12 protein-coding genes are annotated in these 17,030 nt (G+C 62.0%); 8 read left to right on the top strand and 4 right to left on the bottom strand.

Annotated elements, in window-relative coordinates; all coding sequences use genetic code 11:
* The first annotated feature begins 81 nt into the window (after positions 1-81).
* From ribA to AB9L16_RS22815, 3 genes are read left to right on the top strand one after another with little or no spacing between them, the layout of a single operon-like run.
* Positions 82-699, top strand: coding sequence for a GTP cyclohydrolase II (gene ribA, locus AB9L16_RS22825; RefSeq protein ID WP_041477692.1), 618 nt, complete (start codon positions 82-84; stop codon positions 697-699).
* The gene (locus AB9L16_RS22820) at positions 696-1,115 is read left to right on the top strand and encodes an MFS transporter (protein WP_073475718.1); all 420 of its coding nucleotides are present in this window, start codon (positions 696-698) and stop codon (positions 1,113-1,115) included. Before ribA ends, AB9L16_RS22820 begins: the two co-directional genes overlap by 4 nt.
* Positions 1,115-1,915, top strand: a complete 801-nt coding sequence (locus AB9L16_RS22815) for a cobalamin-binding protein (protein ID WP_375122748.1) — start codon at positions 1,115-1,117, stop codon at positions 1,913-1,915. The genes AB9L16_RS22820 and AB9L16_RS22815 overlap by 1 nt, the downstream gene beginning before the upstream one ends.
* 137 nt (positions 1,916-2,052) lie before the next feature.
* Here the strand turns inward: AB9L16_RS22815 and AB9L16_RS22810 are convergent, their stop codons facing one another.
* The 4 genes from AB9L16_RS22810 to AB9L16_RS22795 all read right to left on the bottom strand — a co-directional run bounded on the left by AB9L16_RS22810 (position 2,053) and on the right by AB9L16_RS22795 (position 7,169).
* Positions 2,053-3,912: a TonB-dependent receptor domain-containing protein gene (locus AB9L16_RS22810; protein ID WP_375122747.1), complete on the bottom strand. Its 1,860-nt coding sequence runs from the start codon at positions 3,910-3,912 to the stop codon at positions 2,053-2,055.
* Positions 3,913-4,052: 140 nt separating this feature from the next.
* Positions 4,053-5,951, bottom strand: coding sequence for a 1-deoxy-D-xylulose-5-phosphate synthase (gene dxs, locus AB9L16_RS22805; RefSeq protein ID WP_375122746.1), 1,899 nt, complete (start codon positions 5,949-5,951; stop codon positions 4,053-4,055).
* Between the two features lie 91 nt (positions 5,952-6,042).
* Positions 6,043-6,930, bottom strand: a complete 888-nt coding sequence (gene ispA / locus AB9L16_RS22800; protein ID WP_375122745.1) for a (2E,6E)-farnesyl diphosphate synthase — start codon at positions 6,928-6,930, stop codon at positions 6,043-6,045.
* Entirely contained in the window at positions 6,927-7,169 is a 243-nt protein-coding gene (locus AB9L16_RS22795) for an exodeoxyribonuclease VII small subunit (RefSeq protein ID WP_016772991.1), read from the bottom strand. Before AB9L16_RS22795 ends, ispA begins: the two co-directional genes overlap by 4 nt.
* A gap of 494 nt (positions 7,170-7,663) precedes the next feature.
* On the opposite strand from AB9L16_RS22795, the gene AB9L16_RS22790 reads away from it, so the two are divergent.
* Genes AB9L16_RS22790 through AB9L16_RS22770 form a run of 5 tightly spaced genes read left to right on the top strand, consistent with a single transcriptional unit; the run spans position 7,664 to position 17,030 of the window.
* Positions 7,664-8,455, top strand: a complete 792-nt coding sequence (locus AB9L16_RS22790) for a YfaP family protein (protein WP_375122744.1) — start codon at positions 7,664-7,666, stop codon at positions 8,453-8,455.
* A gap of 35 nt (positions 8,456-8,490) precedes the next feature.
* A complete protein-coding gene (locus AB9L16_RS22785) occupies positions 8,491-10,203 on the top strand; it encodes a DUF2138 domain-containing protein (protein ID WP_375122743.1) in 1,713 nt (570 codons plus the stop codon).
* The gene (locus tag AB9L16_RS22780) at positions 10,188-10,838 is read left to right on the top strand and encodes a DUF1175 domain-containing protein (protein ID WP_375123783.1); all 651 of its coding nucleotides are present in this window, start codon (positions 10,188-10,190) and stop codon (positions 10,836-10,838) included. The genes AB9L16_RS22785 and AB9L16_RS22780 overlap by 16 nt, the downstream gene beginning before the upstream one ends.
* A complete protein-coding gene (locus tag AB9L16_RS22775; protein ID WP_375122742.1) occupies positions 10,835-15,409 on the top strand; it encodes an alpha-2-macroglobulin in 4,575 nt (1,524 codons plus the stop codon). The genes AB9L16_RS22780 and AB9L16_RS22775 overlap by 4 nt, the downstream gene beginning before the upstream one ends.
* Before the next feature lies 1 nt (position 15,410).
* A complete protein-coding gene (locus tag AB9L16_RS22770) occupies positions 15,411-17,030 on the top strand; it encodes a DUF2300 domain-containing protein (protein WP_375122741.1) in 1,620 nt (539 codons plus the stop codon).

Below are 17,030 nucleotides of genomic sequence, written 5' to 3'. Positions count from 1 at the left end.
ATTCAGCCTAAGCGTCTACAGGAACCTGCTGTTACAATGCCGGCCTGCGAATTTTCAGTCTTCTAGATCAGGAGCACATCGGTGCCTGTCGTCTTCGTCGCCGCTTCCAAGCTGCCAACGCCTTTTGCGCAATTCACCATGCACGGCTTTCTCGATGAGAGCACCGGGAGAGAGCACGTCGTGCTGAGCCTCGGTGAAATTGCCGATGGCGCCCCGGTACTCGGTCGCCTGCATTCCGAATGCCTGACCGGCGATGCCTTGTTCAGCCAGCGTTGCGACTGCGGCTCGCAACTGGAAGCCGCGTTGCAGGCGATCGCCCGCGAAGGCCGGGGCGTGCTGCTGTATCTGCGTCAGGAAGGGCGCGGCATCGGTCTGCTGAACAAGATCCGTGCCTACGAGTTGCAGGATGGCGGCGCCGATACCGTGGAAGCCAACGAGCGTCTGGGCTTTGCCGCCGATCAGCGCGACTACGCCATGTGCCTGCCGATGCTCGAACACCTGGGCGTGAAATCCCTGCGCTTGATGACCAACAACCCGCGCAAGGTCAAAGCGCTGACCGACATGGGCATCGTCGTCGCCGAACGCGTGCCGCTGCACACCGGCCACAATCCGCACAACAAACTCTACCTGGCCACCAAGGCCAGCAAGCTCGACCACATGATGGGCAACGAGCATCAGGGCGAGGCCGACCGCGCGTGACCCGCGGCCAGGTGCGGCGGCGGTTGTCGGTGGCCTGGTGGCAATACCTGGCGCTGGCGCTGTTGCCGCTGTTTGTGCTCAACGCGCTGTTCGGTGAAGGCCAGGGCCTGCTGCCGGTGCTGGCGATGCCCTTGTTCATCGCCGGCGTCGCCTCGATGTTTGTCAGCCTGAAGTATTTCGCCCGCTACAAACACGCCCTGATCGCCACGCAAAAAGCCCTCGATACCGCCGAAGAACCCGCCGCCTGGATTGCCCTTGCGGCGCGTCGGCGTACGGCGTTGCTGGTAGCGTCCCTGCCGGCCTGGATTGGCGCACTGGCGGTGTTCGTCGGCCTCGAAGCCGTGCCGTTGATGCTGCTGGCGCTGTCCACCGCCGTGCTGTTCTACCTCTACCGTATTCCGCGTCAACTCGGTTGATGCGTCGCCTGTGGCTGGCGGTTCTGCTGCTCGCCCTGAGCAGTCAGGTTCCGGCCGCATTGCGGGTGGTCAGCCTCGCGCCGTCGCTTTCCGAAATCGTCGTTGAACTGGACTCTGCCGACCTGTTGGTCGGCGTGCTGGATGCGGGCGAGCGGCCGCCGGCAATTGCCGATGTTGCGTCTGTGGGGCGCTACGGTCAGCTCGACATGGAGCGCTTGCTCAGCCTGAAACCGGATTTGCTGCTGCTCTGGCCCGGCAGCGTCGGCGCCGGGCAGCGTGATCAGCTCAAACGTCTGAACATTCCGACCTTCGTCGCCGAGCCGCACAAGTTGACGCAACTGGCGACGCAAATTGAAGCGATCAGCAAACAGCTGGGGCGTCCTGAACGTGGGGCGAAACGAGCGGCCGAATTGCGCGAGCAGCTGAATGATCTGCGCCAGCGTTATCGTCGTGATGTGCCGCTGCGGGTGTTTTATCAGGTCTGGGACAAGCCGCTGTACACCGTCGGGGGAGGGCAGATCATCAGCGATGCGCTTGAGGTGTGCGGCGCGCGCAATATCTTCGCCGAGCTGAATCTGCCGGCACCGCAGGTGAGTATCGAGGCGGTATTGCAGCGTGATCCCGAAGTGATTGTCGCAGGTGATCAGGCGCAGCTAGGGGCGTGGAAGGCCTGGCCGCAGGTGGCGGCGGTCAGGCAGGGGCGGTTGTTGCTGGTCAGTGACAAAGGCCTGGAAAGGCCCAGTGGTCAGATGATCAGTGCGACCGCCAAACTCTGCCAATTGATCGCGCCGGATCGGTAGACCGCATCGCCTGTATTCGCGAGCAGGCTCGCTCCCACACTGGATTTTCGCTGAAAACAAAATGTGTGGCCGCACTCAATCTACTGTGGGAGCGAGCCTGCTCGCGAAGAGGCCTGCCAACCAACACAAATGTCAGTTCAGAGTTCAGGAGTCCAGGTGACCCCGAACATCCATGCCCGACCTTCCTCACGATAGCCATACTGCGCACCTTCATAGCTGTAGTTCGCCCGGCTGTAACCCTTGTCCAGCAGGTTATCCACCTTCAGATCCAGCTTGATCTCACGAGTAAGCGCCCAACTGCTGCGCAGCCCGAGCGTGCCGTAGCCGCCCAGCGACTGGGTGTTGTTCAAGTCGTCGTAACTGCCACTGACCAATTGCCAGCTGGCGCCCACACCCAAGCGATCGAACTGCCGATCCAGATCCCAACTGGCCGTGCGCCGCGCCCGTCGCGCCAGGGTATGCCCGGTATCGCGATCTCGCGGGTCAATGATCGCCACGCCGAGATTGCTCTGCCAGCCAAACAGCTCCTGCTTCAGCGCTGCTTCAAAACCGTTGATGCGCGCTGACGCAACGTTCTGTGGAGGCCTGCCGTCGGCGTAGATAATCGCGTCCTTCAAGTCTATTTGGTAAAGCGAGGCCTCTACACGGCTATTTTCACCGAGCTTGCTGCGCCATTGCAGTTCGTAGCTCTTTGAGGTTTCGGGTTTCAGATCCGGGTTGCTGTAGCTCGGGTAGTACAGGTCGTTGAAGGTTGGCGCGCGGAAACCTTCGCTGTAGCTCAGCAGCACGTCGTTATCCGGATTGAGCGGCAGGGTGAAAGTGCCGCTCCAGGTGTTCTGGCGGCCGAACTGCTGATTGTCGTCGTGGCGCACGCCGATCTCGGTGGAGAAGCTGTCGGCCTGATAGCGATGCTGGATGAACGCTGCGCGGTTCCAGCGGCTGTCTTTGTCGAATGCAGCGTTGCTATTGACGCGATCCTCGTACCAGTCGCCGCCGAGGATCAGACTGTTTTGGGCATTTAGCGTCAGGTCATTCTGCCAATTTACCGAATCGCGATAAGTGTTGAACGAATAGTGTTCGTCGAAGAGTTTATCCAGGGTCTTCTCGCGGTTTTCGGTATGGCCAAACTCGACGCGGGTTTTCCAGCTTTCATTGACCCGCGCATCGACATAACTGGTGATGCTGCTGACATTGAAATCACTATAGGGCTGCTGTTGCACCGATCCGAACGGACTGTCGAATTCGCTCCTGCCACGGTTATCCAGCAGGTTGGCGCCGACTTCGATGTCCTCGTTCAGCGCGTGGCTGAGGCTCAGGCTGAGGGATTTGTTGCGGTAAGCGTCATGGTCGCTGTCGCTTGGATACGACTCGTGGGTACGGTCGATCCCGGCCGTTTCGTCGAGGCTGGCGCCGAGGTTGAAACGGGTCTTCTCGTCGCCGCCGGACAAGCCGAGGCTGCGCTGCCAACTCTGTTGGCTGCCGAAGCCGAAGTGCAGGCGTGGCTGCAAGCCTTGCCCAGTGCCACGTCGGGTGAAGATCTGGATTACCCCGCCAATCGCGTCGCTGCCGTAAATCACCGAGCGTGAACCACGCAGCACTTCGACGCGCTCGATCTGCTCGATGTTCAGATGTTGCAGGTTGCTGTCGCCGGAAGTCGAATTGCCGATGCGCTGGCCATCGACCAGCACCAGGCTCTGCGCCGATTGCGTGCCGCGAATGTAGATCCCCGGCAGACTGCCGCGCCCGCCAGTCTGCGCCACTTGCACGCCGGGCACGCGACGCAGCAGATCGGGCACGTCGCTTGGTAGCAGGCGATCAATGTCTTCGCGGGTGAACACGGTGTTGGCGGCGCTGCTGTCGTTGCGCGCCTCGACCTGACGATTGGCGCTGATCAGCGTGTCCGGCAGCTTCAGCGCCTGATCGCGCTCGAATGTATCGGCAAGGGCGCTGGCGGTTGGCAGCAGGAGGAGGGGCAGGGCGAGGCGCGAGAGGTTCATGGACAGTCCAACGGGAGTTTCAGGTGTACACAAATCAAATGTGGGAGCGAGCCTGCTCGCGAAGGCGGTGTATCAGTCAGTTCGTCTGTGACTGACAGTCCGCTTTCGCGAGCAGGCTCGCTCCCACAAGGGTATTGCGTTTATTGGGCGAGCAATGCCAGGCGCTGGCGAACCGACGCTTCGATCCCGGCCTCATCCAGCCCGCACTCGGCAAGCATCTGCGCCGGTTTCGCATGCTCGACGTAAATGTCCGGCAAGCCCAGATGCAGCATCGACTTGAGGATGTTCTCGCGGGCGAGGAATTCGCTGACCGCGCCACCGGCGCCGCCCATGATTGCGTTCTCTTCGATAGTCACCAGCAACTCGTGGTTGCCGGCGATCTCGCGCACCAGCGCTTCATCCAGCGGTTTGACGAAACGCATGTCGACCACGGTGGCGTCGAGCTTCTCGGCGACTTTCAAGGCTTCGCTCAGTTGCACGCCGAACACCAGCATGGCGACTGTGCTCCCCTGACGACGGACGATGCCCTTGCCGATTTCGATCGCTTCGAGATCTTTTTCGATGACTGCATTCGGCCCGCTGCCACGCGGGTAACGCACTGCCGCCGGGCCGTTGTAGAGGTGGCCGGTGGTGAGCATTTTGCGCAATTCGTTTTCATCGCTCGGGGTCATGATGAGCATGCCCGGGATGCAGCGCAGGTAGGACAGGTCATAGCTGCCAGCGTGGGTCGGGCCGTCTTCGCCAACCAGACCGGCGCGGTCAATGGCGAACAGCACGTCGAGGTTCTGCACCGCGACGTCGTGTACCAGTTGGTCGTAACCGCGTTGCAGGAATGTCGAATAGATCGCCACCACCGGTTTCGCGCCTTCGCAGGCCATGCCGGCAGCGAAAGTGACCGCGTGCTGCTCGGCAATCGCCACATCGAAATAACGCTCGGGGAAGCGCTCGCTGAACGCCACCAGATCCGAGCCTTCCTTCATCGCCGGGGTGATCCCGACCAGACGAGCATCAGCCGCCGCCATGTCGCACAGCCACTCGCCGAACACCGCCGAATACTTCGGCCCGCTGGCGGCTTTCGGCGCAGCGGCCGGGGCGTCCAGAGGTTCGAGTTTGGTGATGGCGTGGTAGCCGATCGGGTCGACTTCCGCCGGGGCGAAGCCTTTGCCTTTCTTGGTGACGATGTGCAGGAACTGCGGGCCTTTGAGATCGCGCATGTTGCGCAGGGTGGCGATCAAGGTTGGCAGATCGTGGCCGTCGATCGGGCCGATGTAGTTCCAGCCCAGCTCTTCGAACAGGGTGCCGGGGACCAGCATGCCTTTGGCATATTCTTCGGTACGACGGGCGATTTCCCAGGCGCCGGGCAGGCGCGAAAGGACTTTCTTGCTGCCCTCGCGCATGCTTGCGTAGGTGCGGCTGGAAAGGATCTTCGCCAGATAATTCGACAGCCCGCCGACGTTGCGCGAGATCGACATATCGTTGTCGTTGAGAATCACCAGCATGTTGGCGTTGACTTCCGGCGCATGGTTGAGCGCCTCGAAGGCCATGCCGGCGGTCAGCGCGCCGTCACCGATCACGGCGATGGCCTTGCGATCGCTATCCTGCAGGCGGGCGGCAATGGCCATGCCCAGCGCGGCGCTGATCGAAGTGCTGGAGTGGCCGACGCCAAAGGTGTCGTACTCGCTCTCGGAGCGGCGCGGGAATGCGGCAATGCCGTCCTTCTGACGCAGGCTGGCCATGCGCTCGCGGCGACCGGTGAGGATCTTGTGCGGATACGCCTGATGCCCGACGTCCCACAGCAGACGGTCGTCCGGGGTGTCGAAGACGTAATGCAGCGCGATGGTCAGCTCGATCACGCCCAGGCCGGCACCGAAATGCCCACCGGTCTGGCCGACCGTGTAGAGCAATTCCAGGCGCAACTCATCGGCCAGGGTTTCCAGCTCGGCTTCGCCTAACCGGCGCAGGCCGTCCGGCGTGTTCGCGCGGTCGAGCAGGGGCGTGGTCGGGCGCTTGCGGGGAATCTCATGAAACGTCGTGGGCATCAGGCGAATCGTTATAGGTATAAAAGATGCGGCAGTTTACCTGATGCATCGGCCCCTGCCCACGCGTTGGTCTTTTTTGGCCGATACGCCGTCAGTTGCGCCGCTCGACGATATACCGCGCCAGCTCGCGCAACGGCTCGGCAGCCGCGTCAAACGGTCGCAGCGCCTGCAGGGCCTGATCGCGCAGTTCCAGAGCGTAGGCCTTGGCAGCGTCGAGGCCGAGCAGGGCCGGGTAGGTCGGTTTGTCCCGGGCAATGTCGGCGCCCTGACGTTTGCCGAGGGTAGCGGTATCGCTTTCCACGTCGAGGATGTCGTCCTGCACCTGAAAGGCCAGGCCGATGGCCTGTGCATAAGTCTGCAATGCCTGCAGCTGATCAGGCTGGGCGCGGCCGCTGGCCAGGGCACCAAGCTTGACGCTGACCTCAATCAGCGCGCCGGTCTTGTGTCGGTGCATCTGTTCCAGGGCTGTTTGATCGAGCTTGAGACCGACCGAACCGAGATCAATGGCCTGGCCACCGACCATGCCCGCCGGACCGGCTGCGTGGGCCAGCGCTGTGACCATCTGCAGACGGATTTCGCTGCTGCATTCGCTCAGGCGCGGGTCGAGCAGGGCGCTGAAGGCCAGGCTCTGCAAGCCGTCACCGGCGAGGATCGCGCAGGCTTCGTCGAATTTCTTGTGGGTCGTCGGCTGGCCGCGACGCAGATCGTCATCGTCCATCGCCGGCAAATCGTCATGCACCAGCGAGTAGGCGTGGATCAACTCGACCGCACAGGCCGCGCCACTGGCCTGTTCAGCCATTGCGCCGAGGGCTTCGCACGCCGCGTAAGCCAGCAACGGGCGCACGCGCTTGCCGCCGTTCATCACGCTGTAGCGCATCGCTTCGTAGAGCCGCGCCAGTTCCGGCAGCGGCGCGTTGAACAGCGTTTCCAGCGCCGCGTTGACCCGGGCCTGACTGCTCGCCGAATACGCCGCGATCATTCTGGCTCATCCGCGTCAAAGGGTTCCTCGGCGAGCTCGCCATCGCGCTCCAGCAGCACCTGCACTTTCTGCTCGGCCTGGGCCAGCGCCGCCTGGCAGTCACGGGTCAGGCCGATGCCCTGCTCGAAAGCGGTCAGCGAGTCTTCCAGCGACAATTCACCGTTCTCCAGACGCTCAACCAGTGTTTGCAGGTCGGCGAGGGATTGTTCGAAATCCAGTGCAGCTTTTTTGCGGGCCATGGCGGCAATTTCCGGTAGACGTTAAACCGGCGCGACACTAGCAGATAGGGGGGGTATGGGCAAATGAGACGCCCCACCCAAAGCCGCGCACATGACCCCGTGGCGAGGGGATTTATCCCCGCTGGGTTGCGTAGCAACCCTAAAACCAGACGACCGATACTCTCAGGAAAATCGAAGTCGCCGGTTTTACGACTGCTGCGCAGCCGAGCGGGTTAAATCCCCTCGTCACAAAGTTAATGTGTTTCGGGGCTGAGGCTTATTCGGCTCATTTTATGAGCCGAATAACTTCGCTATTCGGCTCACGCCCTCTCGAAAGCGAGTTTCCTAGCGTAATCACACATGTATCCGATTGTTAAAAAACTGCCGAATCGCTAATCTTCGCGGCTTCTACGGCCCCGACAGTTGCGGGGCGTTCAGACGAAACGCAGTTCACCGCTGTGAAGTACCGAGGATCGGGTGCAAGGTTTCGTTCAAGGCATGGCAGGAGGCGTCACATGCGTTCATTTCTTTTGCTGCTGATCGGCTTCGCCTGCGCGCCTGTGCTGTGGGCCGCGCCGGCTGCGCAATTGTCCGAGCCGGTCGGCGGCTGGCGTTATCACGGCCTGCTCGATCGTTCGGAAAATTCGCAGGTCGCCTACCCGACGCCGCCGATCGATCGCGGCATTCAGCGCAATCGCACGATGATTCAGGGCCAGCTCAAAGCCCTCGGCCACATGCGCCCGCCGCACACCCTCGCCGTCAACGGCAATCCATTGAATCTGTACACCGATGATCAGGGACGTTTTGCCCGGCCCTACGCATTTGGCGCCGGTTCCAACAGCGTCGAAGTGATCAGCGCCGAGGGCCAGTCGCTCAAGCGCGTGCAATTTTATGAAGCAAATAATCTGCGCACGCCGGCGCAGATTCGTCTTGTCTTGGGATGGGACGACCCGAAAGCCGAGCTGGATCTGCATATTGTCACCCCCGACGGTCAGCATGCCTTTTGGGCACGGCCGGCGCTGAGCAATGGCGGCGGTCTCGACCCGGATGGCGTCGACGGCCCCGGCCCGGAAATGTTCACCATGACCGCGCCGCTGCACGGCACGTATCTGGTCTACGTCAACTATTGGGGCAACTACGGCGATGGTGGCTATAACTTCGAGGAAACCAGTAATCAGAACGAGGTGATCACCTCGCAGATCACCCTGGTGCTCAACGAAAACACCGTCGACGAAAAACGCGAAACCTTCATCGTGCCCCTGCGGGCGATCGGTGATCTGTTGCTGGTCAAGACTTTCAACTATTAAGCATCCCGCCACGGATGAACTCGGATGTTGTGAACATGAGCGATAACACTGTGACTCCAGCTGCCGCGACACCGGCGGCCAAACCTTCGCGGCGCTGGCCGCTGGTCGTGCTCGGCCTGTGCCTGGTGGCCGGTGTGGCGGGCGGTTTCGGCTGGCTGCTGCTCAAGCCCAAAGTGCCGCCGGCGGCACTGGCCAGTGACAGGCTCGGCCTCGGCCGTCCGGATGCCTTGCTCGAAACCCGTTCACTGAGCCAGTTGCCCAAGGACCTGCTGACGGTGCCGTTTCTCAAGGCCACGCTCACCGAGGATTTCGTCTTCTATTACGAAACCCACGCCGATCGCCTCGGCCTGATCGGCAGCCTGCGGCGGATTATCTACGAGCATGACCTGAAGTTGCAGGACAGCCTGATCGAGCAGCTTTTCGATCAACCGGCCGATGTGGCGTTGTGGCGTGGCGCCGATGGCCGCTTGAAGGATTTCCTGCTGGTGATGGATCGCGGCGGATTGGCCAAGCTGCTCGAGCCACTGTCCAAAGTAGCGCTGGATGACACCCAGCTCAGCGTCTTCGGCACTCTCAAAGTCGGCAGCGACGAAGTGCCGCTGTATCAACTCAGCTACAACGCCAGCAAATCACTGCTGTTCGCGTCGCGCGGCGACAAACTGGTGGTGTTGTCCAATCCAGCCAAGTACTACGACCCCGAGAGCGGCGTCTCGGAAGAGTCGGGCCGCGTTTCCGCGCAAGCGCTGGCGGCGTTGCTCAACGGTGAAAAACTCTTCCCCGAAGCGTTCGGCTTGCCAGCGAAGAACCCGGAAACCAAGCAGCGTCTGTCGGTCAATTCCAGCGTGCTCGCGATGGGCTATCAGCGCTTCATCCCGAATTTCGCCGGGCTGCGTTTCGACATGGACGACAAGGGCTGGCACAGCTATCTGGCCATGGATGAACTGGAAAACCAGCCGGACTTCGATTTCAAACCGGTCTGGCAGGCGATGCCGTTGGGGGCGAGCGCTTGCGTGACCCTGCCGGTGGCGGCCGAGCCGCAGAAACCGATATTGATCAAGCTCGGTGCCGATGAAGCTGTTGCGCAAACGCTGACCGAACACGTCGCTGGCGCGGCCGGCCTGTGCTGGTACGCCGATTCGCGGCTGTACACGCCACTGCTGGTCGCCAGCCTCAAAGACGAGGACAGCAGCAAGCTTGATGGTGATCTGGGCAAGTTGTTCGGCTCGATGGTCGGCGCGTTCGAAGCCAACGTCGCCGAAAGCGTATTCCCGGTGATCGACAAGCAGGAAGGCCAGAGCCACGTCTGGCAGCGGCAGGTCAGTTCCAGTTTCGGGCCGTACGCGGCGAAGACCGCCGAGAACCCGGAGGCGATTTCCGGCAAGGCGTTCATGAAAGTCAGCCTCGCCCGTCATGGCTCGACGCTGCTGTTTTCCCTCGACGACAAACTCGTCGATAAAGCCCTCGGCACCCTCGACAAGCGCTTCCCGCCGATGGCCGACGTTTTGCCAAAAGACGTACTGATGCCGATCTACTTCGGCCCGGACGCGATGGCGCAACTGATGCAGCGCGAAACCCTCGACAGCCTGCCGCAGGACATGGAGCCGGTGTTCTACAACGCCGCGCAAACCTACCTGATGCCGAAACTGCGCACCCTTGGCGGCTACGGCAAATATGCCCTGACCCTGCCCGAAGGCAGCGAGCCGGACGGCCACTGGCAATGGCTGCCGCTGGAATGGAAGGCGTTGTGAGCGCACTGATCCGCAGCCTCGGCTTGCTTGCTTTGCTGCTGAGCGCAGGCGCCCGTGCGGTTGAAGCGCCAGCGCTCGACCCGGCGCAATCCCAGGTGTTTCGCGCCTGGTTTGTGCGTATTGCTCAAGAGCAATTGAGCCAAGGCCCAAGCCCGCGCTGGTATCAGCAGGACTGCGCCGGCCTGGTGCGCTTTGCCGCCAACGAAGCGCTGAAAGTCCACGACGACAAATGGCTGCGCAGCAATGGTCTGTCCAATCGCTATCTGCCGCCGGAGCTGGCGCTGAGCGACGCGCAACGCAAACTCGCGCAACAGTGGCAGCAGGGCGGCGGCAAGGTCGGGCCGTACGTCAACGCGATCAAACTGATTCAGTTCAACAGCCACCTGGTCGGCCGCGATGTGGCGCAGGCGCGGCCCGGCGACCTGATGTTTTTCGATCAGGGCGACGATCAGCACCTGATGATCTGGATGGGCCGCTACATCGCCTATCACACCGGCACCACCACCCCCACTGACAACGGCATGCGTTCGGCAAGCCTGCAGCAACTCATGACATGGAAGGACACCCGATGGATACCCGACGCAGCCAACCCCAACTTCATCGGCGTCTATCGACTGAACTTTCTCTCCCAATGACCGGTGCCCGCATGTTGCGTATCTGTTCGCGAATTTCTTTGCTGTTGGCGTTGTTGCTGCCGTTTTCCTGCGTCAACGCCGAAGACTCGGTGGAGCCGAGCAATTACACGCCGGTGGCCGGTGAGAGTTTCTTCCTGCTCGCCGACAGCAGTTTTGCCAGCGACGAGCCGGCGATGGTCCGCCTCGAAGCCCCGGGTCGTGACTACCGGCGCTTTCGCATGGAACCGTACGGCGGCGCCGACATTCGCGTGTATCGCATCGACAAGCCGCTGGATTTCCTCAAGCGCCAGAAGAACCTGCACCGCGTCGTCAGTGACGGCCAGTTCAAGGGCGAAGGTCTGTCCAACACCCTCGCGTATCTGTGGGACAACTGGTATCGCAAATCCCGCCGGGTGATGCAGCGTGCGTTCTCCTACGAGTCGCGCAAGCAGGTCACCGAAGAAGTGCCGGAGCTGAAAATGGGCGAGACCATGGCCGCGCCGACGCCGTACGACGCGCAGCCGCAATTCGCGCTGATCCCGGGTCTGCCGGTGGTCAGCCAGTTCCGTTATCCACTGTGGCAGGCCAAGCCGATTCAGCCGCCGGCCGGGGTCAATCTGGCCGGCTCGTCCAGCGACTTTGTCAGCGTCGCACCGGGCAACGTGTACATCCCGCTGGGCAACCTGAAGCCTGGGCTGTATCTGGTCGAAGCGCTGATCGGCAAGTACCGCGCGACCACCATGGTGTTCGTCTCCAACACCGTCGCGGTAAGCAAGATTGCCGGCGATGAACTGCTGGTCTGGGCCGCGCGCAAACACGAAGGCAGCTCGGTGCCGAAGGTCAACGTGCTGTGGACCGATGGCCTTGGCGTAATGAGCAGCGGTGCTACCGATGCCGATGGTTTGCTACGTCTGAAACACGTCAGCCCGGAGCGTTCGTTCGTCATTGGCGAGGACGAAGAGGGCGGCGTGTTCGTCTCGGAAAACTTCTATTACGACAGCGAAATCTACGACACCAAACTGTATGCCTTCACCGACCGGCCGCTGTATCGTCCGGGCGATTGGGTGTCGCTGAAAATCGTCGGTCGCGAGTTCAAGAATGCCCGTGATTCGGTGCTGCCGGGCGCGGCGGATGTCAGTGTCAGCGTGCTTGATGCCACGGGGACCGAACTGCAAACCCTCAATCTGAAGCTTGATTCGAAAGCAGGTACCCAGGGCCGTTTCCAGTTGCCGGATAACGCCGTGGCCGGTGGTTACGAGATCCGTTTCAACTACAAGGATCAGGCCTACAGCAGTGCTTTCCGCGTTGCCGAATACATCAAGCCGCACTTCGAAATCTCGCTGAATCTGGCCAAGCAGGATTACCGCACCGGTGAGCCGGTGAAAGGCAGTCTGGTGCTGCTCTACCCCGACGGCAAACCGGTGGCCAATGCCAAATTGAGCCTGAGCCTGCGCGCCCAGCAACTGTCGATGGTCGACAACGAGCTGCAATACCTCGGGCAATTTCCGGTGGAGCTGACCAGCACCGAACTGACTACCGACAGCAAAGGCAACGCGACACTGGATCTGCCAGCGGCGGAAAAACCGAGCCGCTACATGCTCACCGTGTTTGCCAGCGACGGCGCGGCGTATCGGGTCAAGACCACCAAGGAAATCCTCATCGACCGTGGCGCGGCAAGTTTTCGCTTGAGCGCGCCGCAACGCTTCAGTGCAGTCGGTGACAAGGTTGCGTTCAGCTACGCCAACGAGGGCGGCACCGAGCAAAGCAAAGCGGTGACCCCAAGCACGTATGGTTGGGTGCGTCTGGAAGATCAGAGCACCGGCGAAGGCAAACTCGCCGCAACGGACAAAGGCTTCAGCCTCGCCTTCGAACGTCCGGGCACCTACAACCTGACGCTGAAGGATCAACACGGTCGCGTCCTCGGCGCCACCGGCCACTCGGTCACCGGCGACGGTGTGAAAGCGGTGCCGGGCACAGTGGAAATCGTCCTCGACAAGCCCGAGTACAAGGCGGGCGAAGAAGCGCTGGCGCTGATCACCTTCCCTGAGCCGGTCAGCGACGCACTGCTGTCGCTGGAGCGCGACAAGGTCGAGGCCACTGCGCTGCTGGCCAAGGGCGCCGACTGGCTGAAGCTGGAAAAACTCAGCGACACCCAATACCGCGCGCGCATTGCGGTGAAAGACAGCTTCGCGCCGAACCTGACCTTCTCCGTGCTCTACACCAAGGGCGGTCAGTACAGCTTTCAGAACGCCGGGATCAAAGTGGTCGCGCCGCAAATCGACGTGGCGATCAGCACCGACAAAGCGGTGTACCTGCCGGGCGATACGGTCACGGTCGACCTGACCACGCAGTTCGCCGGCAAAGCGGTTCCGGCACACTTGACGGTCAGCGTGGTCGACGAAATGGTCTACGCGCTGCAACCGGAAGTCGCGCCGAGCATCGACCAGTTCTTCTATCACCCTCGGCGCAACAACGTGCGCACCAGTGCCAGCCTGTCATTCATCAGCTACGACGTGGCATTGCCGGGTAGCCCCGGCGCCCCGGGTAAAGCCAATCGCAGCGAACGCGGCGTGAAGGTGCTTGAGCGTCCGCGCCGTGAAGACGTCGACACGGCTGCGTGGCAGCCGGAGCTGTTGACCGGTGCCGACGGCAAAACCCGCTTCACCTTCAAGATGCCGGACTCGCTGACCCGCTGGCGCATCACCGCGCGGGCGATTGCCGATGACGGTCAGGTCGGGCAGAAGAAGCAGTTTGTCCGTTCGGAAAAACCGCTGTACCTGAAGTGGAGCGGGCCGAGCAAATTCCGCAAGGGCGATCAGCCGCGGCTGGGCGTGTTTGCGTTCAGTCAGGCGGAGAAACCGGTCAAGGCGGAACTGGTAACTCACTATGCCGGTACCGAACAACGTCTGCCGGTGACTCTGAACAGCGGCATCAATTACCTGCCACTACCGGCGTTCGCTTTGGCCTCTGGCGAGTGGACGGCGGAGTTGGTGCAGGACGGCAAAGTCGCCGATGCCCTGGCTGTGCGCTTGAGTGCCACCGGTGATGGCTGGCAAGTCACGCAAACGCAAAGTCTCGATGTGGTCAGCGGCGATACACCCTTGAGTTTGCCGGCGGATGCCACGGATATTCGCCTGCGTCTGGATGACAGTCCGCAAGCGCTGTTCCGTTCCGCCCTCGATGATCTGCTCAGCTACCCGTACGGCGGCGTCGAGCAGACCGCCAGTCGCTTGCTGCCGCTGAGCATCGCTTATCCATCGCTGGCGTCGAACCCGCAGATTCGCGATCGCTTGCGCCTGATCATGCAGAACAGCCGTCTGCGTCTGGTGCAAATGGCCGGGCCGTCGGCGAGCTTCACCTGGTGGGGCTACGACGGCGAGCCGGATGCATTTCTCACCGCCTATGCCTATTACGCTGACTGGAATGCCAGCCGCGTACTCGACCTGACTCTGCCGCCGGAGCACTGGCAGCGCGTACTCGAGGTGTACGCCAAGCAAGCGCCGAATACGCCATTGCTGCAGCGGGCGCTGATTCTGTCGTTCGCCAAACAGATGCAGCTGCCAGTGAACACGCTGCTCAGCGGTCTGATCGACGATCTGGTCAAGGCAGGTGAAGGCAGTGCCGAAACCTTGCTCGACGACGGCCAGGACAGTCTGGTGATGAACGACCCGGATTCGGCACTTGGTCTGGCGACGGCGCGGGTACTCACTGCATCGTTGGCCACGCAGGCGAAAGTTGCTTTGCCGGAGGCGTTCAATCGGCAACTGGGCGCAGCGCAACAACGTCTGGCCGTCAGCTCGCAGCCCTTCGTTGAAGCACTGAACCTGTCGCTGCAACCTTTCGATCAGGCTCGCGCCACGGCGTTGTTGCAACGTCTGTTGCCGCAGCAGTCGACACTGGAACGTGCGCTGGCGCTGACTTGGCTGCAACGCAGCATCGCTCAGGCTTCGCCGACCATCGCGCTGATGCCGGGTGAGGGCTGGAAGAAAAACTACGGCGCCAGCGGCGAGATGTACTGGACATGGCAAGGCGCGACGCCTTTGCCGAACATACTGAGCGTGTCCGGCACGCAAGAGCGGCCGTTGCGTGCAGCGCTGAGCTTCCAGACTCAACAGCCGCAGGTCGATCCGATGGCCGTGAGCGTCACTCGGCGTCTGTCGCGGCTGGTGCCGGGCGACGAAGCGTTCACCTTCAAACTCGAGCCGGTCGGCACCAAGCCGCTGTCCAGCGACAGCCTGTACCTGGACGAGGTGATCCTCACCAGCAAAGCGCCGAAACCGCTGCGCTACGGCATGCTTGAAGTGCCGCTGCCACCGGGCGCGGATGTCGAGCGCACGACATGGGGCATCAAATTGCAGGGCAAGGACGGCACCGAACCGACCGCGCTCGAGAAAGCGCGTTTCGAACCGGGTCAGTTGGCTTACGCGGTGCCGGTCGATTCATTGAGCGGTGAGTTGCGCCTGCGCCATCTGGTGCGCTTCTCGCAGAAGGGCCAGTTCAACCTGCCGCCGGTACGCTTCAAGCAAGTGTATGCACCGCAGCATCAGGCCCAGGAGGCTAAAGCTGCCCTCGGTCAGGTCACGGTCAACTGACATGCGCCGGCCGCTGTTGTGGCTGCTGATGGGTGTGATGCCTGCGCTGGCGACAGCGCAGGATGAGCCGTTGCGCGTGGCCTATCAGGGCGAGTTGTTGTCGTTGAGTCAGACGCAACTGATCAAGCGCGAACCGTTGCCAGCGTCGCTGGATGCGCCGCTGGGCAGTCTGTGGAAGTTGTTCGTCTACGCCTGGCTGGTGGATACCGGTGCGCGGGAGCCGGCTTATGAATGTCGCGGGCAGTCCAAAGAAGAAGTTTATTGCTGCTCGGCGGGCGGCAAGATCGAGCGGGATCAGGCACTGGTGAAATCCTGCGGTCTGTATTTCGACCCCGCGCGGTTGGGCATTGCAGCGAAGGATTGGCGAGCGTATTGGCAGTCGCGGCAGGCACCGTCGTGGTTGCTGGATTTGCCAGCCGTGCAACCGGCAACAAGGGTTTCGGTTGCCGAGTTATTGAGCGTTCTGGCATTGCTGCCAGCGCAGGATCAGACGCGCCGCGTGCTGCTCGATGTCGTGCTGAACGCGGCGGACGGCAATGTCGTCGGCGAGTTGGGCGGGCGCCTGCGGGTGAAAACCTGGAGCTGGCTCGGCGACCAGGATGCACTATCGCGGCAAGGTGGATTCGCCGGTTGGACCGCCGACGGCGCACCGATCTGGGCGGGTGGACCCGGTACCAGTCAAATGGTTCTGCGGCATTACGGTCAGGCGCTGGCCAGCGTATTACCGACGGCTTGGCTAGCGGACGCGGGGCGTTGTGTGGAAGTCGGGCTGTTCTCGAAATACCCGGTGTCGAAAGTTCTGGCCGGAGATCGTGTTGCCACGTCCGGGCCATTGCGCGGCGACTACCGCGTCGAATTCGCCAACGGCAACACGCTGGACATCCACAGCGATGGCGAATTGTTTCTGCTCAACGACAAACTCGTTGCAAGGCTTGATCGCGAAGAATATGTCGCCCGTGTCCTTGAGCGCGAAGCCAAACCGCAACCCGCCGAAGCCGCCAAGGCGCTGGCCGTAGCGATCCGCACTTATCTGCTGCAAAACGCCACGCGCAACGGTGAATGCCTGAGCATCGACGACAGCAGCAATCGCCAGCGCGTCGCCCCGCGTCCAGCCTCGGCCGAGTCACGCAACATCGCGGCGTGGACGGCGGATCTGGTACTGGCCGGCAGCACCGTCACCTATCACTCCGACCAGCCCGGCCCGGACAAACTCGCCTGGCAGCGAGCCGTCGAGCAAGCGAACGCCGGCCAGCGCTACGACGCGATTCTGCTGCACGCCTATCCACGCGCCAGCCTCAGCCGCTGGGATAACCCGGTCGCCTCCTGCGAAGCATTGCCCGCCGCGCAAGACTGGCTGCAAAAGCAGCGACGCGGCTGGCGTCCTAAGCTCGAAAGCGAAACCGGCTACAACGAAGTCAGCACTTTCGCCGTATGCAAACTCGCCTTCGGCCGGCCCTTCGTCGACCGCGAACGCCAGCGCATATACGTGCGCGGCGTGCTGAGCCTGCAGGATCGCCTCGATCTGACCCACGAATATCTGCACCTGGCCTTCGAAGCACACCCCAACGGCCAGGATGAAACCTACATCGAAGGGCTCGCCCGTCACCTTTTGCTGGAATAG

Source organism: Pseudomonas sp. LW8 (assembly GCF_041956865.1).
In the GTDB taxonomy this organism is placed as follows: Bacteria; Pseudomonadota; Gammaproteobacteria; order Pseudomonadales; family Pseudomonadaceae; genus Aquipseudomonas; species Aquipseudomonas siliginis.
This window is presented reverse-complemented; position numbering and strand designations above follow the sequence as displayed.

Coding starts and splice junctions, on each gene's coding strand:
- AB9L16_RS22815 (WP_375122748.1), top strand. CDS start 1,115: ATGCGTCGCCTGTGGCTGGCGGTTCTGCTGCTCGCCCTGAGCAGTCAG.
- AB9L16_RS22810 (WP_375122747.1), bottom strand. CDS start 3,912: ATGAACCTCTCGCGCCTCGCCCTGCCCCTCCTCCTGCTGCCAACCGCC.
- dxs (WP_375122746.1), bottom strand. CDS start 5,951: ATGCCCACGACGTTTCATGAGATTCCCCGCAAGCGCCCGACCACGCCC.
- ispA (WP_375122745.1), bottom strand. CDS start 6,930: ATGATCGCGGCGTATTCGGCGAGCAGTCAGGCCCGGGTCAACGCGGCG.
- AB9L16_RS22795 (WP_016772991.1), bottom strand. CDS start 7,169: ATGGCCCGCAAAAAAGCTGCACTGGATTTCGAACAATCCCTCGCCGAC.
- AB9L16_RS22790 (WP_375122744.1), top strand. CDS start 7,664: ATGCGTTCATTTCTTTTGCTGCTGATCGGCTTCGCCTGCGCGCCTGTG.
- AB9L16_RS22785 (WP_375122743.1), top strand. CDS start 8,491: ATGAGCGATAACACTGTGACTCCAGCTGCCGCGACACCGGCGGCCAAA.
- AB9L16_RS22780 (WP_375123783.1), top strand. CDS start 10,188: ATGGAAGGCGTTGTGAGCGCACTGATCCGCAGCCTCGGCTTGCTTGCT.
- AB9L16_RS22775 (WP_375122742.1), top strand. CDS start 10,835: ATGACCGGTGCCCGCATGTTGCGTATCTGTTCGCGAATTTCTTTGCTG.
- AB9L16_RS22770 (WP_375122741.1), top strand. CDS start 15,411: ATGCGCCGGCCGCTGTTGTGGCTGCTGATGGGTGTGATGCCTGCGCTG.